The sequence below is a fragment of the Flavobacterium saccharophilum genome (genome assembly GCF_900142735.1).
Classification (GTDB): domain Bacteria; phylum Bacteroidota; class Bacteroidia; order Flavobacteriales; family Flavobacteriaceae; genus Flavobacterium; species Flavobacterium saccharophilum.
On record NZ_FRBY01000001.1, the window covers coordinates 428,423 to 451,704 of the forward strand.

Annotated in this window: 23 protein-coding genes; 16 read left to right on the top strand and 7 right to left on the bottom strand. The window is 35.3% G+C overall.

Translation table 11 applies throughout. The features are described from left to right. Nucleotides 1–50: 50 nt before the first annotated feature. Both BUA98_RS01830 and BUA98_RS01835 read left to right on the top strand, forming a co-directional pair. Nucleotides 51–1,919 (top strand): Nramp family divalent metal transporter, encoded by a 1,869-nt coding sequence (locus tag BUA98_RS01830; RefSeq protein ID WP_072969953.1) that lies wholly within the window; start codon nt 51–53, stop codon nt 1,917–1,919. A gap of 93 nt (nt 1,920–2,012) precedes the next feature. Continuing rightward, the gene (locus BUA98_RS01835; protein ID WP_072969954.1) at nt 2,013–2,666 is read left to right on the top strand and encodes a metal-dependent transcriptional regulator; all 654 of its coding nucleotides are present in this window, start codon (nt 2,013–2,015) and stop codon (nt 2,664–2,666) included. Between the two features lie 380 nt (nt 2,667–3,046). Here BUA98_RS01835 and BUA98_RS01840 read toward each other — a convergent pair whose 3' ends face one another. From BUA98_RS01840 to BUA98_RS01865, 6 genes are all read right to left on the bottom strand, one after another. Continuing rightward, nucleotides 3,047–3,445, bottom strand: coding sequence for a hypothetical protein (locus BUA98_RS01840; RefSeq protein ID WP_072969955.1), 399 nt, complete (start codon nt 3,443–3,445; stop codon nt 3,047–3,049). 170 nt (nt 3,446–3,615) lie between these two features. Then, a complete protein-coding gene (locus BUA98_RS01845) occupies nt 3,616–4,398 on the bottom strand; it encodes an enoyl-CoA hydratase/isomerase family protein (RefSeq protein ID WP_072969956.1) in 783 nt (260 codons plus the stop codon). A gap of 10 nt (nt 4,399–4,408) precedes the next feature. Further along, nucleotides 4,409–5,824: a sensor histidine kinase gene (locus BUA98_RS01850; protein ID WP_086065111.1), complete on the bottom strand. Its 1,416-nt coding sequence runs from the start codon at nt 5,822–5,824 to the stop codon at nt 4,409–4,411. 136 nt (nt 5,825–5,960) lie between these two features. After that, entirely contained in the window at nt 5,961–6,509 is a 549-nt protein-coding gene (locus BUA98_RS01855; protein ID WP_072969958.1) for a CopD family protein, read from the bottom strand. A gap of 76 nt (nt 6,510–6,585) precedes the next feature. Next, complete coding sequence (gene hemH / locus BUA98_RS01860) at nt 6,586–7,599, bottom strand: ferrochelatase (protein ID WP_072969959.1); 1,014 nt, start codon at nt 7,597–7,599, stop codon at nt 6,586–6,588. A 228-nt stretch (nt 7,600–7,827) separates the two neighbouring features. After that, the gene (locus BUA98_RS01865) at nt 7,828–8,700 is read right to left on the bottom strand and encodes a helix-turn-helix domain-containing protein (protein ID WP_072969960.1); all 873 of its coding nucleotides are present in this window, start codon (nt 8,698–8,700) and stop codon (nt 7,828–7,830) included. A 227-nt stretch (nt 8,701–8,927) separates the two neighbouring features. Between BUA98_RS01865 and hemA the strand changes: the two genes are divergently transcribed. The 12 genes from hemA (at nt 8,928) to BUA98_RS01925 (ending at nt 19,110) form a co-directional block, all read left to right on the top strand. Next, on the top strand, nt 8,928–10,178 hold the full coding sequence (gene hemA, locus BUA98_RS01870; protein WP_072969961.1) for a glutamyl-tRNA reductase: 1,251 nt from the start codon (nt 8,928–8,930) through the stop codon (nt 10,176–10,178). Nucleotides 10,179–10,319: 141 nt separating this feature from the next. After that, complete coding sequence (locus BUA98_RS01875) at nt 10,320–10,724, top strand: GxxExxY protein (RefSeq protein WP_072969962.1); 405 nt, start codon at nt 10,320–10,322, stop codon at nt 10,722–10,724. A 99-nt stretch (nt 10,725–10,823) separates the two neighbouring features. Continuing rightward, complete coding sequence (gene hemC / locus BUA98_RS01880) at nt 10,824–11,747, top strand: hydroxymethylbilane synthase (protein ID WP_072969963.1); 924 nt, start codon at nt 10,824–10,826, stop codon at nt 11,745–11,747. Beyond that, the gene (locus tag BUA98_RS01885; protein ID WP_072969964.1) at nt 11,747–12,412 is read left to right on the top strand and encodes a uroporphyrinogen-III synthase; all 666 of its coding nucleotides are present in this window, start codon (nt 11,747–11,749) and stop codon (nt 12,410–12,412) included. The genes hemC and BUA98_RS01885 overlap by 1 nt, the downstream gene beginning before the upstream one ends. A 48-nt stretch (nt 12,413–12,460) precedes the next feature. Further along, the gene (gene hemE, locus BUA98_RS01890) at nt 12,461–13,489 is read left to right on the top strand and encodes a uroporphyrinogen decarboxylase (protein WP_072969965.1); all 1,029 of its coding nucleotides are present in this window, start codon (nt 12,461–12,463) and stop codon (nt 13,487–13,489) included. A gap of 76 nt (nt 13,490–13,565) precedes the next feature. After that, nucleotides 13,566–13,943 (top strand): hypothetical protein, encoded by a 378-nt coding sequence (locus tag BUA98_RS01895; RefSeq protein ID WP_072969966.1) that lies wholly within the window; start codon nt 13,566–13,568, stop codon nt 13,941–13,943. Between the two features lie 2 nt (nt 13,944–13,945). Continuing rightward, the gene (locus BUA98_RS01900; protein WP_072969967.1) at nt 13,946–14,497 is read left to right on the top strand and encodes a GNAT family N-acetyltransferase; all 552 of its coding nucleotides are present in this window, start codon (nt 13,946–13,948) and stop codon (nt 14,495–14,497) included. Further along, nucleotides 14,487–15,389 (top strand): oxygen-dependent coproporphyrinogen oxidase, encoded by a 903-nt coding sequence (hemF, locus tag BUA98_RS01905; RefSeq protein ID WP_072969968.1) that lies wholly within the window; start codon nt 14,487–14,489, stop codon nt 15,387–15,389. The genes BUA98_RS01900 and hemF overlap by 11 nt, the downstream gene beginning before the upstream one ends. 388 nt (nt 15,390–15,777) lie before the next feature. Then, on the top strand, nt 15,778–16,665 hold the full coding sequence (locus BUA98_RS01910) for a fructose bisphosphate aldolase (protein ID WP_072970567.1): 888 nt from the start codon (nt 15,778–15,780) through the stop codon (nt 16,663–16,665). A gap of 57 nt (nt 16,666–16,722) precedes the next feature. Next, nucleotides 16,723–17,718, top strand: coding sequence for a porphobilinogen synthase (hemB, locus tag BUA98_RS01915; protein ID WP_072969969.1), 996 nt, complete (start codon nt 16,723–16,725; stop codon nt 17,716–17,718). Nucleotides 17,719–17,770: 52 nt separating this feature from the next. Beyond that, nucleotides 17,771–18,688 (top strand): hypothetical protein, encoded by a 918-nt coding sequence (locus tag BUA98_RS01920; protein WP_072969970.1) that lies wholly within the window; start codon nt 17,771–17,773, stop codon nt 18,686–18,688. A 14-nt stretch (nt 18,689–18,702) separates the two neighbouring features. Beyond that, nucleotides 18,703–19,110 (top strand): c-type cytochrome, encoded by a 408-nt coding sequence (locus BUA98_RS01925; RefSeq protein WP_072969971.1) that lies wholly within the window; start codon nt 18,703–18,705, stop codon nt 19,108–19,110. 62 nt (nt 19,111–19,172) lie between these two features. Here the strand turns inward: BUA98_RS01925 and BUA98_RS01930 are convergent, their stop codons facing one another. Continuing rightward, nucleotides 19,173–21,233 carry a M13 family metallopeptidase gene (locus BUA98_RS01930; protein ID WP_072969972.1) on the bottom strand — a complete coding sequence of 687 codons (2,061 nt, stop codon included), beginning with the start codon at nt 21,231–21,233 and terminating at the stop codon, nt 19,173–19,175. Between the two features lie 200 nt (nt 21,234–21,433). Between BUA98_RS01930 and BUA98_RS01935 the strand changes: the two genes are divergently transcribed. Continuing rightward, nucleotides 21,434–22,357, top strand: a complete 924-nt coding sequence (locus BUA98_RS01935; protein ID WP_072970568.1) for a DMT family transporter — start codon at nt 21,434–21,436, stop codon at nt 22,355–22,357. Between the two features lie 207 nt (nt 22,358–22,564). After that, nucleotides 22,565–23,230 carry an SCO family protein gene (locus BUA98_RS01940; RefSeq protein ID WP_072969973.1) on the top strand — a complete coding sequence of 222 codons (666 nt, stop codon included), beginning with the start codon at nt 22,565–22,567 and terminating at the stop codon, nt 23,228–23,230. Nucleotides 23,231–23,282 lie beyond the last annotated feature (52 nt).

A 23,282-nucleotide genomic window follows, 5' to 3' on the forward strand; every position in this document is an offset into this window, starting at 1 on the left:
GTTGAGCGAATGTAATTTTTATATACATTTGTTAAAACAACAATTTTAAAATGACCAAATCTTTAGAAGAAGTTAACCAATCGGTTGCAACAGAGCATAAAAAGACCGGTTTTCGTAAAATATTAGCCTTTTTAGGTCCTGCATATTTAGTAAGTGTCGGTTACATGGACCCAGGAAACTGGGCCACAGATATTGCCGGCGGAAGTCAGTTTGGCTACACTTTAGTGTGGGTTTTGTTAATGAGTAACTTAATGGCTTTGCTGCTGCAAAGTTTAAGTGCCCGTCTTGGAATTGTGACACAGCGCGATCTGGCGCAGGCTTCTAGAGAAACCTATTCTAAATTTATCAATTACATTTTATATTTCCTTGCAGAAATTGCCATCGCTGCCTGCGATTTAGCCGAAGTTCTGGGAATGGCGATCGGAATCAATCTTTTATTTGACATTCCGTTAATGGAAGGGGTTTTAATTACCGTTTTAGACACTTTTCTTTTATTATTCCTGATCAACAAAGGAATTCGAAAAATGGAAGCCTTTATAATTGCACTAGTCGCTATTATTGGGTTTTCTTTTATTTTCGAAATGATTTTTGCCGAACCTGAAGTTTCTAAAATAATTGCCGGACTAGTTCCTTCAATACCAAATTCGGCAGCCTTATATATTGCGATCGGAATTATCGGTGCAACTGTAATGCCGCACAACCTCTACTTACACTCTTCTTTGGTGCAAACCAGAAAATTTGACCGAAGTCCAGCCGGAATCAAACAAGCTTTAAAATACAATTTGATTGACTCGACTATAGCGTTGAATCTCGCCTTTTTCGTAAATGCTGCTATTTTAATCCTTGCCGCCGCAACCTTTCATAAAAACGGAATGTTTGAAGTGGCCGAAATTCAGGATGCACATAAATTTCTGGAACCTTTATTAGGAACCAAATGGGCACCCATTCTTTTTGCTGTTGCGCTAATTGCCGCGGGACAAAGCTCGACAATAACCGGAACTTTAGCTGGACAAATTGTAATGGAAGGTTATCTTCATTTACGCATCCAGCCTTGGGTTCGACGTATCATTACGCGTTTGATTGCCATTGTTCCCGCCTTAATTGTAATCTATATTTATGGCGAAAGCGTCACTGGAAAACTACTGATTCTGAGTCAGGTTATTTTGAGTTTGCAATTGGGTTTTGCGATTATTCCGCTGATTCATTTTGTGAGTGACAAATCGAAAATGAATGGTTTTCATATTTCAAAAACCACTCAAGTTGTTTCCTGGATTATTGCCTCCATCATTGTTTCATTAAATGCCAAATTGGTTTATGATGAAATAACTTCTTGGCTGGAAAGCTCCAGCAATCCGATAGTATTGTGGTTTACAGTTATTCCTCTTGCTTTAGCATTTCTGGCTTTACTGCTTTATATCATTGCAAAACCTTTTATCGTAAGAGCACAGGCCAAATTTGTCAATCATTCTCCGCACAATTTAAAGCTTCACTTTTCTCCAAAAGAAAGCCATAGCTACAAGAACATCGCGATTTCAGTAGATTTCTCAAAAGCTGATGAATCTGCACTAAACAGAGCTTTTGAATTAGGTGGACTCGACACACAATACACTTTGATTCACATTGTTGAAACCGTTGGCGCCTTAATGTACGGAGGTCATGTTGATGATCATGAAACCACTATCGATGAAAAATTATTGTTGGAATATAAAGAAATGCTTTCGCAGAAAGGCTTCAACATCAAGACCGAACTTGGTTTTGGAAAACCTAACAGCGTCATTCCGAAAATCATCAACGAAGGAAATTATGACATTTTAGTTATGGGAACCCACGGCCACACCGGATTGAAAGACATTTTATTTGGTACCACCGTAGACAAATTGAGACATAAAATTTCGATACCTTTGTTGATTGTTAAATAAATTAGGTACAAAGGTCCAGAGTTGCAAAGGAACAAAGGTTTTTTACTTTGAACCTCTGTCCCTTTGAACCTTTGTCCCTCAAAAAGAGAAAAAATGACTTTTTCAGAAGAAAACTATCTAAAATCTATCTACCATCTTACTGCTTCATTGGAAACCGAAGTGAGCACAAATGCTATTGCGGAAATGATGGAAACCAAAGCTTCCTCAGTTACGGATATGCTTAAAAAGCTGGCAGATAAAGATTTAGTAAATTATAAAAAATACCAGGGTGTTTCCTTAACCGAAAACGGAAAATTAGCTGCTAAAATGATTGTTCGAAAGCATCGTTTGTGGGAAGTTTTTTTAGTGGAGAAATTAAATTTTAGCTGGGATGAGGTTCATGATATTGCGGAACAATTAGAGCACATTAAATCGGAACAATTGATTAACCGTTTAGATGATTTTCTTGGAAATCCGACGGAAGATCCGCACGGTGACCCGATTCCGGATGCAAATGGCCGAATCGTTAAGATCGAAAAACAACTTCTTGCTGAATTATCAGTACATCAAGTTGGGGTTTGTGTAGGTGTAAAAGATACTTCTTCGGAGTTTTTGAAATATCTGGACAAACAGGAAATTGCTTTGGGTTCGAAAATCGAATTTCTTTCTAAGGAATCATTCGATTTATCGGTTAAAATTAAGGTTGATGGAAGGGAATTATCTATTTCTAATAAAATTGCCTCTAATTTGTTTGTGAAGCTTATTTAGGAAGGATTGATTATACCACAGAGATGCACAAAGTTTTTACACAGAGATACACGAAGATTTTATTAGTTTTTTTATCTGGAAAGATTAATCCGTCCGAAAAACACACAATACTGTCATTTCGACGTAAGGAGAAATCCTCGCGAGAAGCTCGACAAAGATTGGATCATCGTTGCGGAGTTACTTGCGAGGATTTCTCCTTACGTCGAAATGACAACTAGCCGCTAAACTTTTTTTGAAAACGGGATTACTAGCCCCGATAGTAGTGGAAATCCTTTTGCTTTTTTCTTTAAAAAGCAAAAGATTACTTCACTTTATTTTTATTTTAATTTGGAGTTCAGTGAACTTCGTTTGCAACGGATAGCGGGATTAGCTCCTAAAAACTAAACAATCCCTTTTTCAATCATTTCTAACATTACCGGCGAAGCATTTTTAAATGTCGGTTCTTGTTCAATAATACTTCCGGCGTTTTTCTTATTTACTTTGAATGTTACATCGTTATCAGTCGTGAACAAAAGTGCCGTCAAAAACGGATTTTTGATATAAGTTCCTAAAACCATTAAAGCTTCATCTAAAGTATGAATGCTTTCGATTTCTTCGGTTTTGTAACGGGAAGTCAATGAAATAGAATAGGTATTATCTTCATTTAAAACCAATCGGAAATAAATGTTTTTGATCTCGGTATCGCCAATCGTTTTGGCTAGTGTAAGTTTGGCAAAAGTGCCGCTTTGAATGCTTTGTTTGACGCGCTCGCAAAAAAGAGCAAATATTGGTTCGTACATTTTTTTAAGGTTCTAAGGTTCTGAGATGCTAAGGTTCTAAGTTTTTAAAACCTTTTGAATCTCTGTATTGTGTTATTTAACCGCAAAGTCCGCAAAGATTTACGCAAAGGGCACAAGGAAAAACTTTGTGTGTCTATGTGTAAATCTTTGTGCTACTCTGTGGTATAATTCTATTTCCCTGTAAATTCTGCTTTTCTCTTTTCTAAAAATGCTGTGGTTCCTTCTTTAAAATCCTGCGTTCCGAAACATTTTCCGAATGATTTTATTTCAGTTTCAAAACCATCTTTTCCATCTTTAAAATTGGCATTGATCGCTTTTATCGCTTTTCCGATAGCAAATGGTGCATTTTTAATGATTTTTTGAGCGATTCCGTTTGTAAATTCAAGAAGTTCGGCTTGAGGCACTACATGATTTACTAAACCGTATTGTTTTGCTTCTTCGGCAGAAACCATCGCAGCAGTCATAATCATTTCCATCGCACGGCCTTTCCCTACTAACTGTGGTAAACGCTGCGTTCCTCCATAACCTGGAATTAATCCTAAAGTTACTTCCGGCAATCCCATTTTTGCATTGTCTGATGCTACTCTAAAATGACACGCCATTGCTAATTCTAATCCGCCGCCAAGTGCAAAACCATTAACGGCTGCAATTACTGGTTTCTTTAAATTTTCGATATAATCAAAAAGGGATTCTTGTCCTTCGGCAGCTAATTGTGCGCCTTCAATTACTGTATAATTGGCAAATTCGGAAATATCGGCTCCAGCCACAAAAGCTTTTTCTCCACTTCCGGTTAAAACGATAACGCGCACCTCATCATTTTTGCCTAATAATTTGATGGCTTTATTCAGGTCACTGATGGTTGCTTTGTTTAAAGCATTCAGTTTTGTAGGTCTATTTATGGTTACGGTAGCAATTTTTTCTTCAATAGAAATTAAAAGATTTTCGTAGTTCATGGTCGTGGTTTTATGAGTTTGTGATAGGCAAAGAAACGATGAATGTGGTTCCTTTTCCGTAAGTTGATTCAAAGGTAATTGTTCCTTTGTAATTTTCGATGATGTTTTTTATAATTCCGAGGCCAAGACCCATTCCGCTGGTTTTGGTGGTGAATTTTGGTTCGAAAATTCGGCTAGTATCTTGTTTCTGAATTCCGATTCCGTTGTCTTTTACCGCAATTTCCACCGTATTATCTATACGTTTAACGGTGACCAAAATAGACTTATGAAACTGACTTTCGGGAATTGCCTGCGTTGCATTCTTAACCAGATTCGTAATGACACGAATCAATTGCGTTCTGTCCATTTTTGAGATGATTTCCTGTTCTTCACTTTCAAAAACAATATAATCTTCGTTGAAAATATCTAACGCCAATTCTACAACCTCAACCACATTTAAGGTTTCGTTTTGCTGGGCCGGCATCGAAGCAAAATTCGAAAAAGCCGAAGCCACTGCGGTCATCGTATCGATTTGCTGGATTAAAGTTTCAGAATAATCGTTTAATTTCTGCTTGGCATCTGGATCTGTCGGATCAAACTTTCGCTGATAACTCTGTACGGTCAAACGCATCGGCGTAAGCGGATTTTTAATTTCGTGCGCGACTTGTTTTGCCATTTCGCGCCAGGCTTCTTCACGCTCGCTTTGGGCCAGTTTTATGGCGCTGGTTTCCAATTTATCCACCATTCCGTTGTAAGCCTTGATCAGGAAGTTAACTTCTTTACTATTGGCTTCTAAAACAATCTTCTCATTTTTTTGATCCAGATTGGTTTCTTCCAATTTATCTGAAATGGTTTTAAGCGATTTGGTAATATAGGTTGAAAGAAAATACGCTAACGCAAAAGCCACAATCAGCATGAAAGAATACACCTGACTTAAACGAATCAGGAAAGTATTCAACTCATTGTCGTAATAACCGTCATCTTCTAAATATGGAAGATTTAATATTCCGAGCGGTTTGAATTTTTCATCTTTAATTAAACTATAAGAAGATCTGTTTTTGACTCCATCGATGGTTTTAATGTCTACAAAACGCTTTTCGATGGAAGATTTTACCAATTTCAGAATATAATCCGGAACTGGCGGCGCTACTTTATCAACAGCAAAAGATTCTTTGGATGATTTTAGCAGTTTTCCGTCAAGGCTGTAAATATTAATTTCGATTTTGTGAATTTGAGCCAATTCGTGGATTTTATCCTTAAAAATCAAATCTAAATTGGCGGTTTTAAGCGGATAAGTTGTAGTCGAAAGTACGTAATTGATATGCTCTTTTACCGCATTTTCTTTACGTTCTAAACGTTCCTGATGATATTCTTTGGCTTCATTCTTAAACTGAATAATGGAAATCGAAGCCAATAAAAAAGATGCCACAACAATCAATACAATCATCGAAAGGAATATCCTTACACGAAGAGAAAGCATCGACATTTTGAAGTTGTTAAACATATTTTTTAATTATAAATTGTTAATTATGAATTATTTCGGTTCCTATAATAATTTACCATTAACAATTCACAATTTACAATTATTTTTTCTCGCGAATTCTTTTATAAAAACGGAATCCCAGCATGATTAAAACCGAGAATAAAACAATTCCGATTACACCGAAAATCCAGTTGATGGCACTTTTTAAAACTACTAAAAACACTACGGCAAATAGTATGATGGTAGCGCCTTCATTCCATAAACGCATGAAGTTGTTCGAATATTTTACCTCATCATTTTGCAATTGTTTGAAAATTTGATGGCATTTTAAATGATATAAATACAGCAAGAAAACGAAACATAATTTTACATGCATCCACGGCATTTTCAGCCAGGCGTTTCCTAAATCTGTAAAAAACAACATCCAAAAAGCAAAAATACTGGCCAAAATTGCTGATGGCCAAGTGATAATGTACCACAAACGGTAGGCCATAATTTTATACTGTGCTTGTAAAATTTCCTTTTCAGGAGATGGTTTTTCGTTCGCTTCAATTTGGTAAACGAATAAACGCACAATATAAAACAATCCCGCAAACCAGGTTATTACAAAAATAAGATGAAGGGATTTTAGATAATTATAATATTCCATAATTCTTGTTTCAGGTTTCAAGTTTCAGGTTTTTCTCAAAGTTGATTAACTTGAAACCTGAAACTTGAAACAAATATTATTTACTCCAGTCGTTAATCCAGTTACTCACAGTCTGACACCACTCATCATCATCATTCAAACACGGAATCGCTAAGAATTCTTCTCCACCTTTTGCTTCAAAATCTTCTTTGGCGCGCATGGCGATTTCTTCCAGCGTTTCTAAACAATCAGATACAAAAGCTGGCGTTACAACGGCTAATTTCTTGATTCCTTTTGCTGGCATGTTATCAATTTCAACATCCGTATAAGGTTCAAGCCATTTGTCTCCCGCTAAACGCGATTGAAAAGTAAGACTGTATTTATCTGCAGGAATTCCTAATAATTTTATCACTTGTCTGGTTGTTTCATAACATTGATGACGGTAACAGAAATCGTGTGCCGGTGAAGGTGTATTACAGCAAGATCCATCAATTTTACAATGTGATTTGGTTACATCCGTCTTGCGGATATGACGCTCTGGAATTCCGTGATACGAGAATAACAAATGATCATAATCAAAACCAACTAAATGTTTCTGAATCGAATCGGCTAAATTCTTGATGTAATCTGGTTTGTTGTAAAACGCAGGAACATCTGTAAAAGTCATGTGTGGGAATTTCTTCTTGCGGATTTCTTCAGCTTTAACCAAAATCGTCAAAGTCGAAGCCATTGCATATTGGGGATATAACGGAAAAAGCATCACTTCAGTAACTCCTTTTTCATGCAATTCCTGTAGTCCTTTTTCGATTGTCATCGTTCCATAACGCATTGCCAACGAAACAGGAACGTTTACCAAAGGCTGTACTTTTTTCTGCATTCTTTCAGACAGCACCACTAAAGGAGAACCTTCTTCCCACCAGATTTTAGCATATGCGTGTGCAGATTCTTCCGGTCTTTTTCTTAGAATAATACCACGAACTAAAAATGCTCTCAACAAATACGGAACATCGATCACGTATTTATCCATTAAAAATTCGTCTAAGTACGGTTTTACATCTTTTGTAGTTGGACTTTCTGGAGATCCTAAGTTTACTAATAATACGCCTTTCATTTATTTTTTTGCTTTAGGCTTTAAGCATTAGGCTTTAAGCTTTGTTTTTGTTTTAATTTTCGGCAAAAGTAGAACTTGCTACTTTTTAGAAATATGATAATTATTACTTTTTATTTATTGTTGAATATCTAAAATTGATTTGCTAAGTTTTTCTCGCACGCAGATTTTGCAGATTCGGCAGATTTTTTAATTCGTGCCAATTCGTGAAATTGGTGGCAAACAAAAAATCTAAACATTTGTATTAATCGACATCAAATACTTCTTCGGAGTTGTGGCAAATTTTTTCTTAAAAGCTGCTATAAAGTGACTTCCAGTACTATAGCCAATTTTCAATCCCACTTCGTTTACATTATAAGATCCGCTGTCAAGAAGTTTTCGGGCGAAATCCATTTTATAGTCGAATAGAAAACCGTAGACCGTATCGCCATAAATTTGTTTGAAGCCCATTTTAAGTTTCTTCAAATTCAACCCTATTTCATCTGCCAATTCCTGTAATCCAGGCGGTTCGGCCATATTGGCGATGATGATTTCTTTGGCTCTTCGAATTTTTAGAACGTTATCTTCATCAATCAAAAACGGACATTGTTCTGCGTTTGGATCTTCCGTTCGATTAAAATACAAACTCAACAATTCGTATCCTTTTCCTTTATAATAAAGGTTTTTTATCGACGGATGAAGGTTATAATGAAACAACTGACTTAACACAATAGCCATAGAAGGACTGATATTTGCTTCGTTATAATATTTTTTGTCCTTATTATCAGGACTTAAAAAAGTAATATAATCTGCTTCCGCAGAAAACAACGCGTGAAATTTCTTGATTGATACAATTACAGAAATGACCCAGGAATTTGGAGCGAGTTCTAAATTCAGCGGTAATTCTTTCTGTGGATTGTACAAAAGCAACGATTTTTCTTCCTTCAAATCCAGAGCATAAGAGCCCTGATTAAACAAGAATTTGGCATTGCCTTTTATTCCGAAGTGAAACTGTATCAGACCACTACCCACTTCATGCTGTCCAAAAAACGGTTCTAAACTGTCGTTTTGAAAACGGATAAGCGTAAAGTCGTCTTCAATTTTTATAATTTCCTGAGAACTCATAGCGATATTTTTTTGAAACGAAAATCATAGCAATTGGAATATCTTATTTAGAATCACTCTAAACAAATCATTTCAAACGACTTGATTTTGCTACAAAAATAATCTTTTTTGCACAAAAACAGAGGATTAGAAACAAAAAAACATGTAGCGATACAAATAGTACTTTGAGCGTTACTTTTATAACCACTATAATAATAATTTTGTTGCACTTTTATGAAAGTGAATTTATGGAAAACAATAATGTACCGAAACACCTATATTTTTATTCAGTTGGTCTGAGTTATAAAAAAGCTGATGCTGAGGTAAGAGGTCAATTTAGTTTGGATGCAGTTGCGAAGACTCGTTTACTGGAGCAAGCTAAAACAGAAGGAATAGAAAGTTTAATTGTCACTTCGACTTGCAACAGAACCGAAATCTACGGTTTTGCTGAACACCCATTTCAATTAATAAAACTTATTTGCGATAATAGTAACGGATCTGTAGATGCTTTCCAAAAAGTGGGATTCGTTTATAAAAATCAGGAAGCTATTAATCATTTATTTCGTGTAGGAACTGGTTTAGACAGTCAGATTTTGGGCGATTTCGAAATTATTTCTCAAATCAAAACAAGTTTCACCCATTCTAAATCAATGGGTTTGGCCAATACTTTTATGGAAAGATTGGTTAATGCTGTGATTCAGGCGAGCAAAAAAATAAAGAACGAAACAGAAATTAGTTCTGGGGCGACTTCGGTTTCTTTTGCATCGGTTCAATACATTATGAAAAATGTAGAAGACATCGGGAATAAAAACATTTTACTTTTCGGAACAGGAAAAATCGGAAGAAATACTTGCGAGAATCTTGTAAAACATACTAAAAACGAACATATAACTTTAATTAACAGAACGAAAGACAAAGCTGAGAAATTGGCCGGAAAACTAAATTTGATTGTTAAAGATTATTCGGAACTTCATTTAGAACTTCAAAAAGCCGATGTTGTGGTTGTCGCTACTGGCGCGCAAAACCCAACAGTTGACAAAGCCATCTTAAATCTTAAAAAACCTTTATTGATTTTAGATTTATCGATTCCGAAAAACGTTCATGAAAACGTAGAGGAATTAGAAGGCGTAACCCTGATTCACATGGATTATTTGTCGCAGTTGACAGATGAAACTTTGGAAAACAGAAAATTACATATTCCGGCTGCTGAAGCTATTATCGAAGAAATCAAAGAAGAATTTGTGGTTTGGATGAAAGGCAGAAAATTTGCCCCAACTATCAATGCTTTAAAAGAAAAACTGAACGCGATTAAAGATTCAGAATTAAACTTCCAAAGCAAAAAAATCACTGATTTTAATGAAGCTCAGGCTGAAATCATCAGCAACAGAATCATTCAAAAAATCACTACACATTTCGCAAACCACTTAAAAGACGACGACACCATGGTTGATGAAAGCATCGAATGGATCGAAAAAGTCTTTAAAATAAAAGCATCTTAAATTTTGGCTTTACCATTAAGATATTAAGTTAATTAAGTCTTTGCGCTTAGAAATAGGATATTAAAGAAAATTAAGCTTTGTGTTTTAGCAAATGCACCTTAATACGCTTAATATCTTAATGGTAAAAAAATAAAAAGTTCTATGACAAAAAAAGAGGTTACACAATTGGCTTATGAAATTACAGGTTTTGCTATAAAAGTGCATAAAGCATTAGGACCTGGACTTTTAGAAAGCATTTATGAACAATGCCTTAAATATGAATTAGAACAAAATGGATATGACGTTAAACAACAATTAGTTGTAAAAATAGATTATTATGATCTTGAATTAGAGTCTGACTTAAGAATTGATTTACTTGTAAATGATTGCGTAGTGGTTGAATTAAAAGCGATAGAAAATCTTCTACCAATTCACGAAGCACAATTATTAACTTATATGAAATTACTACAAAGACCTCAAGGTTTATTAATTAATTTTAATACGCTAAACATAACAAAATCAATGAAACCACTTGTAAATGATCATTTTGCAAGATTAATAGATTAGAGTATTTGAACCATTAAGATATTAAGAAAGTTAAGTTTAATGTTCTTTGACAAAGAAAATCTTAATTACCTTAATATCTTAATGGTAAAAAATTAAAACATGGCTGAAAAAACAATCAGAATAGGAACTCGCGATAGCGAATTGGCACTTTGGCAAGCACATACTGTCGAGAAAAAACTAAACGATTTGGGTTATAAAACCGAGATTGTTGCTGTAAAATCTACAGGAGATATTATCCTTGACAAACCGCTTTACGAACTTGGCATTACCGGAATTTTTACCAAAACGCTGGATGTCGCCATGATTAACGGCGATTGCGATATTGCAGTTCACTCGATGAAAGATGTTCCAACGGCATTACCACAAGGTATTGTTCAGGCTGCGGTTTTAGAAAGAGCCAATGTTTTAGACATTCTAGTACACAAAGGAAATCCGGATTTTGAACAGCCTAGTACAATTGCAACCGGAAGTTTGCGTCGTCAGGCATTATGGTTCAATAAATATCCTAACCATACAGTGGTTGATTTACGTGGAAACGTAAACACACGTATGCAAAAACTACAAGACAATAACTGGGATGGAGCTGTATTTGCTGCTGCAGGATTGGAGCGCATCAACATAAAACCAGAAAATTATATCAATTTAGATTGGATGATTCCGGCACCGGCACAAGGAGCAATGCTTGTTGTGGCAATGGAAAATGACAATTATACTTTAGATGCGCTTTCGCAGTTAAATCATATTGAAACGGAAATCTGCACGTATATCGAACGTCAGTTTTTAAGAACCCTTGAAGGTGGTTGTACTGCCCCAATTGGAGCTTTGGTCACTTATAACGAAGACGAAGATACTTTACATTTTCAGGGCGTTTTGCTTTCTGTCGATGGAAAACAAAAACTGGAAATCGACAAAACGGTCGATATTTCAGAATGGAAAAAACTAGGATTCTTCGCTGCACAGGAAATTCTAAACAATGGCGGAACCGAATTGATGCAATCTATTAAAGAATCTTTAAAAAAATAATGGCAAAATCAATTCAGATATTATCCACAAAAAAGCTATCGGGCGAACAAAAACAAGCATTAACTGATGCTAATTTAGATGTCATTGATACCGATTTCATTCAGACTCAAAATAAATCTTTCGAACTAAAAGACCTCAACGAGAATTTGATTTTTACCAGTCAAAATGCCGTTCACAGTATTTTATCTCATCCAAAAGCGGAAGAACTGAAAACTAAAAACGTTTTTTGCGTTGGTTTAAAAACTAAGATCTTATTATCTGAAAATGGCTTCAATGTTGTGGCTTACACAGGTTATGCATCAGATTTAGCCGAAATCATCACTTTGATTTATCGTTCTGAAACCTTTACTTTTTTCAGCGGAAACCTTCGAAGAGAAACGTTGCCAAAAGCTTTAAAAGATGCCGAAGTAAAGTTTAATGAAATTCAGGTTTATGATACCTCATTAACGCCTCAGAAAATAAAAACAGCTGTTGACGCAATCTTATTTTTCAGTCCTTCTGGCGTTGAAAGTTATTTGAAAGACAATACCATCAAAAAAGAAACGTGCTTTTGCATTGGAGAAACCACTGCAGACGCTTTACATAAAATTACCAAAAACATCATCATCGCAGACCAGCCAACGGTTGAAGATGTGATTGAAGACGTAATTGAAGAATATAAATAAACCTTTGCAACTTTGTCCCTTTGTGACTTTGCACCTAAAATAAAAAACATGTTAAAAAACGACCTATTTTTAAAAGCATTAAAAGGAGAAACTGTTCAACGCCCACCAGTATGGATGATGCGTCAAGCTGGAAGATATTTACCGGAATTCATCGCTTTGCGTGATAAATATGATTTCTTTACCCGTTGCCAGACTCCGGAATTAGCAGCAGAAATTACAGTTCAGCCAATCCGCAGAATTGCTCCGGATGCAGCGATTTTATTCTCTGACATTTTGGTTGTACCTCAAGCAATGGGAATTGAAGTTTTAATGAAAGAAAATTTCGGTCCGTTTTTGCCAAATCCTATTCGTTCATTGGCTGATGTTCACAGAGTTTATGTTCCGGACATTCAGGAAAGTTTAGGTTATGTAATGGATGCCATTAAATTGACTAAAGAAATGCTAAACGACGAAGTGCCATTAATTGGTTTCGCTGGTTCGCCTTGGACAATTTTCTGTTATGCTGTTGAAGGAAAAGGCTCTAAAAGTTTTGATACTGCAAAAGGTTTCTGTTTTTCAAACCCTGCTGCAGCGCATACATTATTACAAAAAATCACCGATACAACGATTTTATATTTAAAAGAAAAAGTAAAAGCGGGAGTTGATGCCGTTCAGATTTTTGATTCTTGGGGAGGAATGCTTTCTCCTGTTGATTATCAGGAATTTTCATGGAAATACATCAACCAAATCGTTGAAGCTTTGGCTGATCATGCTCCGGTTATTGTTTTCGGAAAAGGATGTTGGTTTGCTCTTGGTGAAATGGGTAAAAGTAGAGCTTCCGCACTTGGAGTAGATTGGACTTGTTCGGCTAGAAATGCGCGTTACTTATCTGGTGGAAACATTACTTTACAAGGAAATTTTGATCCGTCAAGACTACTTTCCCCAATTCCAACCATCAAAAAAATGGTTCACGAAATGATCGACGAATTCGGAAAAGATAAATATGTTGTAAATTTAGGTCACGGAATTTTACCAAATATCCCTGTAGATCACGCAAAAGCATTTATTGATGCGGTTAAGGAATACGGAGTAAAATAGTTCATAGTTGATGGTTGATAGTTGTTAGAACCTCATAACTATCAACCATCAACTTACAACCATCAACTTATAAGAAATGCTCAACAAAGGCCTTAGAGACGAAGAAAGTATCAGAATAGAAAACACGCTCCGAACTTTACACGCACTTATCTTTGTGCCAAGGTTTTGGAACGCTGAAGATATTAGCCTGGTAGATGAGCAACTGAAGAGTTTTGGTTTAAGTTTAGAACGAACAATTGAAATACCGGAAGAAGAATTAATTATTCTGCTTCAGAGATGCCATTTAGATTGGAATCAACAAGAGCAATTTGCTGATATTTTGATTCATTTATCTCAAGAAAAACAATTTGATTTCTTAGGTAAAGCACTTGCTATTTACCAATACATCCAGCGAGAAAGCAAGGTTTTCTCCTTTGGAATAAATGCCAAAATCACATCCGTTAAAAACAAATAAACATGAGTTTTACAGATTGGAAAATAGATCGAATTGAAAATGTTACTGCTGAAGAATTTTTCACGCTAGTCAATAAAAATAAAAATCACATCCACAAAACTTTTCCTGTAACCCTTGCCAATTCTGATTCTTTAGAGAAAGCTAAAGATTTTCTGGCAGTCAGTCAGGATAAAGAAAAAAATAATGAATGGTTTTATTTTTACGCAAGAGACATCAAAACCAATGCTTTGATTGGTTATTTATGCGTAAAAACTATAGATTATCGCATCTCAAAATGTGAATTAGGTTATTTTACCGATGAAGATTATCAGGGAAAGGGAATCACATCAAAAATGGTTTCAAATGCACTTGAATTCTCTTTCAACGAATTGAAGCTGAACAAAGTTTTCATCTGCACACAAGAAATTAACTTTGCAAGTCAGCGCGTTGCATTAAAACACAATTTCAAACAAGAAGGAATTTTACGAGACGAATTTAGAAATGGTGATGGCGAATTGCAGAACACTGTTTATTTCGGATTGCTTAAATCAGAATACAATACTCATGAAAGATAAATTTTACGCATACATACAAAATCTACAAGACCAAATCTGTGCCGGATTAGAAGCTGTTGACGGAACAGCAAAATTCCGTGAAGATCTTTGGAAACGCCCGGAAGGCGGTGGTGGAAGAACTCGCGTTATTGAAAACGGTGCAGTTTTCGAGAAAGGCGGCGTTAACATTTCAGCCGTTCATGGAAAATTACCGGAAGCGATGCAGAAAATGTTTGGCGTTGGCGAAGCTGATTTCTTTGCTTGTGGATTAAGTTTGGTTTTACATCCAAAAAATCCAATGACACCAACAGTTCACGCAAACTGGCGTTATTTTGAAATGTACGATGAACACGGAAAAGTAATCGAACAATGGTTTGGCGGTGGTCAGGATTTAACGCCTTATTATCTGTTTGAAGAAGATGCAACTCACTTTCATCAAACTTGTAAAACCGCTTGTGACAAGCATAATCCAGAGTTTTATCCAAAATATAAAAAACAATGTGACGCTTATTTTTGGAATGCGCACCGAAACGAAGCGCGTGGAATTGGCGGTTTGTTCTTTGATTATTGCAAAGCAAATGAGTCAATGTCGATGGAAGATTGGTTCAATTTCGTTTCTGAAGTTGGAAATAGTTTCTTAGAAGCTTATGTTCCAATTGTGGAGAAAAGAAAGAATATAGCCTATACTCCTGAAAACAGAAATTGGCAGGAAATCCGCCGTGGCCGTTATGTGGAGTTCAACTTGGTTCATGACAAAGGAACTTTGTTCGGCTTAAGAACCAACGGAAGAATTGAAAGTATTTTAATGAGTTTGCCTCCGCATGTGCAATGGGTTTACGATCATCATGCAGAAGCAGGAAGTGAAGAAGAAAAATTGGTAAATGTGTTGGAAAATCCGAGGGAATGGATTTAAATATTAGTTGAATTAAGATAACAACATTACGCTCCTACGGAGCTAAAATTCAAATCGTTAAATAGTATCTATAGACATAATGCTCCTCTGGAGCTTCAATTTAAAATGTGGTTTCATTTATTAAAACTCCAAAATTAATTGACTAATTTTAATGCAATTAAGTCCCATAGGGACAACATGTTTATAGCAATTTTGTAGATTTATTTTATTGAACCCCAGCGGGGTGGCATTTATTTAAATCTACAATCAATTAGAATTGGATAATATATTTCGCTCCTCTGGAGCTTAAATCCTAGATGTTAAATTTTATCTATAAACATAATGCTCCTCTGGAGCTTTTGAATAATGAATAAAACCCTTTAAAATCATTATTATGGAAAAGAGAGAAATGAACATTGCACAATTAGATCGCATGCATTCCGGAAAAGGATTTATTGCCGCACTAGATCAAAGTGGCGGAAGCACACCAAAAGCGTTAGCGCAATACGGAGTACAAGAAAGCAGTTTCACAAATGATGAAGAAATGTACACGCTTGTACATGAAATGAGAACCCGTATTATTAAAAGCCCTGCATTTAAAAGCGACTATATCCTTGGTGCTATTTTGTTTGAAAACACCATGGATCGCAAAATTGACGGACAATGGACTGCCAATTATTTATGGGAAAAGAAAAACATCGTTCCGTTTTTAAAAGTAGACAAAGGACTTGCTGATCTTGCCAATGGCGTACAATTGATGAAACCAATTTCTAATTTAGATGAATTATTAGATAGAGCTGTAGATAAAAACGTTTTTGGAACCAAAATGCGTTCTGTTATCAAAGAAGCAAATGCTGAAGGAATTCGTGAAGTTGTAGAACAGCAATTTAAAGTTGGTTTACAAATATTCGAAAAAGGACTAGTGCCGATTATTGAACCGGAAGTTGATATTTACAGTGCTGACAAAGAAAAATCAGAAGAAATTTTGAAGGAAGAAATCCAGAAGCAACTTAACTTGTTGGATAAAGATGTTAAAGTAATGTTGAAATTGTCTATCCCGACTGTAAATGACTTTTACAAAGATTTGATGTCTGATCCGCATGTTGTACGTGTTGTGGCCTTGTCCGGAGGATATTCAGAAGAAGAAGCCAATGCTAAACTAACGCAAAACCATGGTTTGATTGCCAGTTTCTCAAGAGCACTTTCTGAAGGTCTTTCTGCTGGACAGTCTGATGAAGAATTTAACCAAAAACTTGATAAAACCATAAAAGCGATTTATACCGCTTCAATTACATAAAAAAATTAGAATAACTTCAGGATAAAACCTGAAACATGAAACTTTAAACAAAAAAATATGTTCCCATTACAAAGAGGCAGAAGACTACGAGTAAATGAATCTATCCGTAGTTTAGTTCGCGAAACAACATTGAGTCCAACTGATTTTATGTTCCCAATGTTTATTGCAGAAGGCGAAAATTATAAAGTTGAAATTCCATCCATGCCGGGAATTTTCCGTCGTTCGATCGACTTAACCGTTGAAGAAGTAAAAGAAATTTTTGCTTTAGGAATTCGCGCTGTCAACATTTATGTAAAAGTAGATGAATCACTAAAAGACAATACCGGAAAAGAAGCCTGGAATCCAAACGGATTAATGCAAAACGCCATTAAAGCTATAAAAGCAGCTTGCCCTGAAATGGTTGTAATGCCGGATGTTGCCCTTGATCCTTATTCAATTTATGGTCATGACGGAATAATCGAAAATGGAGATGTTGCCAATGATGCTACCAATGACGCATTGGTAAAAATGGCGGTTTCACACGCACAAGCCGGAGCCGATTTTGTAGCACCAAGCGACATGATGGACGGACGTATTTTGCGTTTACGCCAGGGATTGGATGCAGTAGGTTTTCATAATGTGGGTATTATGAGTTACTCAGCTAAATATGCTTCTGCATTTTATGGCCCGTTTCGTGATGCGTTGGACAGTGCACCAAGAGAAGCTGATGTGGTTGTTCCGAAAGACAAAAAAACATATCAAATGGATTATGCCAATCGTATCGAAGCCATCAGAGAAACCCTAATGGATGTCGAAGAAGGTGCTGATATGGTAATGGTGAAACCCGGAATTGCTTATCTGGATATTGTACGCGAAGTAAAAAATGCGGTAAATGTTCCGGTAACTGTTTTTCACGTTTCAGGAGAATATGCCATGATTAAGGCTGCTGCTGAAAGGGGCTGGCTGAATAATGATAAGATTATGATGGAGCAGTTAATGTGTATTAAAAGAGCGGGAGCAAGTTTAATTTCGACTTATTTTGCGAAAGAAGCTGCAATTATTTTAAACAAGTAATTAGTGACAAAAAAAGTATATTTTAGCGTTTCAATTTAAACCCTAAAAATACATGAAAAACTTATTACTTAGTTTTATGATGGCTACTACTTTAACAGCTGTGGCACAAGAAATTAGAATTAAAAAAGATAAAATTAGTATTGATGAAACGGAGGTTGCGATTTTAGATAAAGAAAAAGTAGTTTACAAAATCTTATCTCTTGACAACCGCCCGATCTTTTCAATAGAGCGTAAAAGCAATTCTTTACTTGATGGTTCAACTGTTTATTGGTCACTTCTTACTGATCTAAGCAACAATAAAACCAATGAAATTATTGATTACGGAAAAGATCAGGGATTAAGTTTTCAAAGAACAATCGTGGCAAGTGTTTGTAATGATAAATATAAATTTATTAGTGCATCTGGTATAGACGAAAAAGGTGTTTTAGAGTTTATTAATGGAACTCCGACAGATATTAAAAAAGTATTTGCTGATGCAGACCAAAAAACAAAAGAGCAGTTAAAAACAGAATATGACGCAATGACTGCACTGAATGTAAAAGTTGCTGGTGGTACAATTTACCAAAAACAAGAGGTTTATAAAAATGGTGCTCCTGTATTAGAATATGTAGCAATTGGTGATGTGACTAAAAGTAACGTTACGTTTATGCCAAACTTCCCACCAAGTTTAGTTTATACTGTAAATTCTACTTTTACAGAAATAGACAATAATAACAGAGAACAAAGGAGAACAAGAGTGGTTGCTGCATGGTATGCTACAAAAACAGGTTACAGAAACCCTAATACGGATAAAAATATTAAAGACGAAATCATTACTCCTGATAACAAATATTTTAATTTGAGAGGAACTCTTACTGATCATGAAAAATTCAATCTGGATTTTTATGGTAATGAAGATAAAGATTTACTGTCAAAACAAATCGTTGCAAAATTGCTTTATAATGGTTACAAATTTGAAGCAATGAAATAATAATTAATTTAATAATGAAAAAAGTATTATTCTTAAGTGCCGTTTTAGCTTTAGCATCTTGTAAAAAAGAGCAGGAACCTTTTGGAAAATCAACTGAAACTACAACTGAAACCTATTCTGAAGGAGAATCGGCGGAAGTCAAAACACCCGAAGCTTTAGGTAAATCAATTTTTGAAGGAAAAGGAAATTGTATTTCCTGCCATCAGGTTGATCAAAAAGTTATTGGCCCGAGTATTCAGGAAATCGGAAAAATTTACAAAGACAAAAAAGGCGATATTGTTACTTTCCTTAAAGGAAATGCAGATCCAATTGTTGATCCGAGTCAATTTTCAGTTATGAAAACTAACTTTCCTGTAACGCAGGCAATGTCTGATGAAGAATTAAAGGCAATAGAAGCTTACATATACAGCAATTTGAAATAAATTGCAAAGTACTTAAACAAAAAACGGCGCTAAATTAGCGCCGTTTTTTTATGATTATAAGATTACCAGATTTTTACTCTTTTCGCTGGTTCTATATACATTTTATCTCCCGCTTTAATTCCGAATGCCTGATAAAAAGCATCAACATTCTGAATTGGCACATAAGCTCTATACATTCCCGGAGAGTGTGGATCTGTTTTCACCTGACTTTTAATTGCCTCATCTCTGGTTTTTGTTCTCCAAACGGTAGCCCAGGAAATAAAGAAACGTTGTTCAGGTGTAAATCCGTCAATTAAACCTGGATTTCCATGTGCTTTTAAGTACAATTGCAATCCATCGTAAGCAGCATTAATTCCGCCTAAATCTCCAATATTTTCGCCCAAAGTAAATTTACCATCTACGTGAATTCCAGGCAATGGCTCTAAAGCGCTATATTGATCTGCAAGTTCGTTACCTAATGTTGTAAATTGTTTTAAATCGTCAGCTGTCCACCAATCTACAAGATTTCCATCTGCATTATAACGTGCTCCTGAATCATCAAAACCATGTGAAATTTCGTGACCAATTACAGCTCCAATTCCACCATAATTTACAGCTTCATCAGCTTGATAATTGTAAAAAGGTGGTTGTAAAATTGCTGCAGGGAAAACAATTTCATTGTAAGATGGGTTGTAATACGCATTAACAGTTTGTGGTGACATTCCCCACTCTGTTTTATCCACTGGCTTATTTAATTTTTCTAAACCTTTCTTGAAATTCCATTTTGATAAATTGTGTGCATTCTCAAAATAACTTCCACCTTCGGCAACACTTTTAATTTCCAGAGCAGAATAATCTTTCCATTTGTCCGGATACCCCACTTTTATAGTGATTTTGTTCAATTTCTCAATTGCTTTTACTTTTGTAGCATCAGACATCCATGCTAAATTATTAATACGGTTTTGGTAAGCCGTAATCACATTGTGGATCATGTCGATCGCTTTGGTTTTTGCTTCAGCAGGAAAAACTTTCTCTACATAAAGCTTACCAAGTGCTTCTCCAATACTTCTGTTTACCACTTGCAAAGCCGTTTCTTCACGAGGTAATTGTTTAATTGCTCCTCTTAAAGTTTTGCTGTAAAAGTCAAAATTTGCCGTTTCAATTTCAGTAGTTAAATATGAAGTTGAACGATTCAATAAAGTCCATTTTAAATATTCTTTCCATTGTGGTACTTTGTTTTCAGTAAAAACGGTTTGCAAAGCTTTCATATATCGTGGTTCAATAACTACAACTGTGTCCAGTTTAGCCAAACCAAGTCCTGTAAAATAAGCATCCCATTTAATCGCCGGAGTTAACTTTTGAAGTTCAGCAACAGTCATTGGGTTATATTGAAGACGGCTGTCTCTGCTCTCAACACGATTTAATCTCGGACTTGACAAAGAAGTTTCCAAAGCAAGGATTTCTGTTGCGCTCTGTTTTGCTTTTTCAGGAGATTCTCCAATAAACTGCATCATTCTGGCAACATGAAGCTCATATTTCGCACGTTTTTCTTTTGAATCCTTATCTTCAGAAGTGTAATAATCTTTATCAGATAAACCCAATCGGCTTACGCCAAGGCTTACTGAATTTTTTGAACTGTTTTTTTCATCAGCTCCAATATAAATTCCGAAGAAATCATTTCCACCCTGAGGTTCCATTTCTACCAAATACTTTTGAAGATCAGCTACATTTTTAATAGCGTCAATTTTTTTCAGGTACGGTTTCAAAGGTTCTATTCCTCTTTTATTTCTTCCTACTGTATCTAAAACGGTATTAAATAAATTTACCGCCTTGCCCTGATCAGTATCCGATTTATACTTTGGATTTTTTGAAGCTTCCTTCAAAATTGCCATTGCATCTTTATCTGTCTTTTTAATCAATTCATTAAAACTTCCCCAAGTTGTACGATCGCTTGGAATTTCAGTTTTATCTAACCAGGTTCCGTTTACATATTGAAAAAAATCCTGACTTGGACTAACCTTCGTATTCATGTAAGAAACATTGATACCCGGTTCTTTTGGTTTTGCATCTTGAGCCTCAACTGCGCTGAATGTAAACATTGCAGAAACTACACAAAACATAGGTTTAGTAAGCTGTTTAATCATTTTTCTTTATAGTTTTAGTATATATACAAACATATTGTTATTATTCGGAACTCTATGTTAAAATTCCTGCAATAATTTCAAGTGAGATTTTTAATGCAAAAAATCGATCATAAGCAACAAAACATTTCATGAATATATGTTTGATTATAAGCCTTTAATTCAAATTGTTTTTGGAATATTTGCTAAAACAATTTATTAAAGTGAGAGCAAAAATTCAGAATGCCTTTTCAGGAAAAATTGAAGCTATCGGATTTCCAATTTTAGCTTTATGCTGGGTGAGTTTCTTTTGGGGAACAACCTGGTTAGCATCTAAAGAAGCAGTTAGACATATGCCGGGACTGCAGGTAGCCACTATCCGTCAATTTTTGGGAGGACTGCTTTATGTAGGTTATTTTCTAATTAAGAAAGAACCCTGGCCAAAAGGCAAGCAATGGAAAACGATTATTATTTTATCTATTTTGAATTTTGCCTTAAGTAATGGCTTAAGCACTTGGGGAGTAAAATATATCAGCAGCGGATTGGGTGCCATTATTAGTGCGCTATTCCCTATTTGGATTATTATCATCAACTTTTTTAATGGCATAAAAATCGCCAGAGTTGCTTTATTCGGAATCCTGATTAGTTTTGGTGGAATCTGTATCATTTTCATGGATTACTTATCTGATTTCTTAAGACCTGATTTTCAATTCGGAATCCTTTTAACCATTATTTCAACTGTTACATGGGCTTTCGGGATTTTGGAAACCAAGAAAAAAGCAGCCAGTTTTAATCCCTATTTTAGTCTAGGATTGCAGATGTTGATTTCGAGTGTATTTTTATTTGGAATTACTGAAGCTGCAGGTGCCAATATTCCTTTAAGCGAAATTTCACTAAATTCCTGGTGGGCGATTGTTTACTTAATCCTTATAGGTTCGGTCTTAACGTTTATTGCTTTTATTTATACATTACAACATCTTCCAACGGAAATCAGTAGTATATATGTGTATATAAATCCGATAGTCGCCATGGTTTTAGGATCTTTCATTTTTGGGGAAACACTTACGCAGGCCATTGCCATTGGAGCGGTCGTAACTTTAATTGGATTGTATCTGGTTAACAAGTCTATTCGAAAGACTAAGAATTAAAAGGATTATTTAAGTTTCTTTTTATCTCTCGCAAAGACGCTAAGTCGCAAAGTTTTATTTTTTAAGTTATAATTTGCGACTTAGCGTCTTTGCGAGAGATTAAAACATTCTAACATTACTTTTAATCAAAGTCAAAAGCCTGTTAAAAACAACACAGAATTAGTTTTTTGAAAACTGCTTTTCGTATTTTTGCGCCAAATTCTGTTTATGAAATCTTTACTATACAAATACCGCAAATTCTTTATTGTTTTAATTGTATTTTCGGTAGTTACTATATCCCTTTTTTATTCGGCTTTAAAGCCACAAAAAACATTACCCATTTACAATCCGGCTGACGTAAATCCTGAACTGGTTGACAGTACGATTCAATACAAAAGTAAATACCATACGATTGCTGATTTCTCTTTTGTAAATCAGAATGGGGATACCATTACGCAGAAAAACTACGAAGGAAAAATTTATGTAGCTGACTTTTTCTTCACGACTTGTGGATCAATTTGTCCTAAGATGTCTACCAATTTATCAGAAGTTCAAAAAGCCGTTCTGAACAATCCTAAAGTATTATTGCTTTCTCATACTGTCTTTCCAGAAGTAGATAGTGTTTCTGTTTTAAAAGCGTATGCTGTAAAATACGGAGTTGTAGACAGCAAATGGAATTTGGTTACGGGAGATAAAAAAGAAATCTACACTATGGCCAGAAAATCATACTTAGCAGTGAAATTAGGTCGCCCTGATCAATTGTATGATATGGTTCATACAGAGAATTTTGTTTTGGTAGATCAAAAACGTCGTGTTCGCGGATTTTATGACGGAACAAACAAAGAAGAAATCAAAAGACTTATAGAAGACATCGATTTCTTATCTCAAGAGTAAATTGCCTTATTTAAGTAAATTTTGGCACAATCAAAACTGTTAATTGCCTTGA

Coding starts and splice junctions, on each gene's coding strand:
- BUA98_RS01830 (WP_072969953.1), top strand. CDS start 51: ATGACCAAATCTTTAGAAGAAGTTAACCAATCGGTTGCAACAGAGCAT.
- BUA98_RS01835 (WP_072969954.1), top strand. CDS start 2,013: ATGACTTTTTCAGAAGAAAACTATCTAAAATCTATCTACCATCTTACT.
- BUA98_RS01840 (WP_072969955.1), bottom strand. CDS start 3,445: ATGTACGAACCAATATTTGCTCTTTTTTGCGAGCGCGTCAAACAAAGC.
- BUA98_RS01845 (WP_072969956.1), bottom strand. CDS start 4,398: ATGAACTACGAAAATCTTTTAATTTCTATTGAAGAAAAAATTGCTACC.
- BUA98_RS01850 (WP_086065111.1), bottom strand. CDS start 5,824: ATGATTGTATTGATTGTTGTGGCATCTTTTTTATTGGCTTCGATTTCC.
- BUA98_RS01855 (WP_072969958.1), bottom strand. CDS start 6,509: ATGGAATATTATAATTATCTAAAATCCCTTCATCTTATTTTTGTAATA.
- hemH (WP_072969959.1), bottom strand. CDS start 7,599: ATGAAAGGCGTATTATTAGTAAACTTAGGATCTCCAGAAAGTCCAACT.
- BUA98_RS01865 (WP_072969960.1), bottom strand. CDS start 8,700: ATGAGTTCTCAGGAAATTATAAAAATTGAAGACGACTTTACGCTTATC.
- hemA (WP_072969961.1), top strand. CDS start 8,928: ATGGAAAACAATAATGTACCGAAACACCTATATTTTTATTCAGTTGGT.
- BUA98_RS01875 (WP_072969962.1), top strand. CDS start 10,320: ATGACAAAAAAAGAGGTTACACAATTGGCTTATGAAATTACAGGTTTT.
- hemC (WP_072969963.1), top strand. CDS start 10,824: ATGGCTGAAAAAACAATCAGAATAGGAACTCGCGATAGCGAATTGGCA.
- BUA98_RS01885 (WP_072969964.1), top strand. CDS start 11,747: ATGGCAAAATCAATTCAGATATTATCCACAAAAAAGCTATCGGGCGAA.
- hemE (WP_072969965.1), top strand. CDS start 12,461: ATGTTAAAAAACGACCTATTTTTAAAAGCATTAAAAGGAGAAACTGTT.
- BUA98_RS01895 (WP_072969966.1), top strand. CDS start 13,566: ATGCTCAACAAAGGCCTTAGAGACGAAGAAAGTATCAGAATAGAAAAC.
- BUA98_RS01900 (WP_072969967.1), top strand. CDS start 13,946: ATGAGTTTTACAGATTGGAAAATAGATCGAATTGAAAATGTTACTGCT.
- hemF (WP_072969968.1), top strand. CDS start 14,487: ATGAAAGATAAATTTTACGCATACATACAAAATCTACAAGACCAAATC.
- BUA98_RS01910 (WP_072970567.1), top strand. CDS start 15,778: ATGAACATTGCACAATTAGATCGCATGCATTCCGGAAAAGGATTTATT.
- hemB (WP_072969969.1), top strand. CDS start 16,723: ATGTTCCCATTACAAAGAGGCAGAAGACTACGAGTAAATGAATCTATC.
- BUA98_RS01920 (WP_072969970.1), top strand. CDS start 17,771: ATGAAAAACTTATTACTTAGTTTTATGATGGCTACTACTTTAACAGCT.
- BUA98_RS01925 (WP_072969971.1), top strand. CDS start 18,703: ATGAAAAAAGTATTATTCTTAAGTGCCGTTTTAGCTTTAGCATCTTGT.
- BUA98_RS01930 (WP_072969972.1), bottom strand. CDS start 21,233: ATGATTAAACAGCTTACTAAACCTATGTTTTGTGTAGTTTCTGCAATG.
- BUA98_RS01940 (WP_072969973.1), top strand. CDS start 22,565: ATGAAATCTTTACTATACAAATACCGCAAATTCTTTATTGTTTTAATT.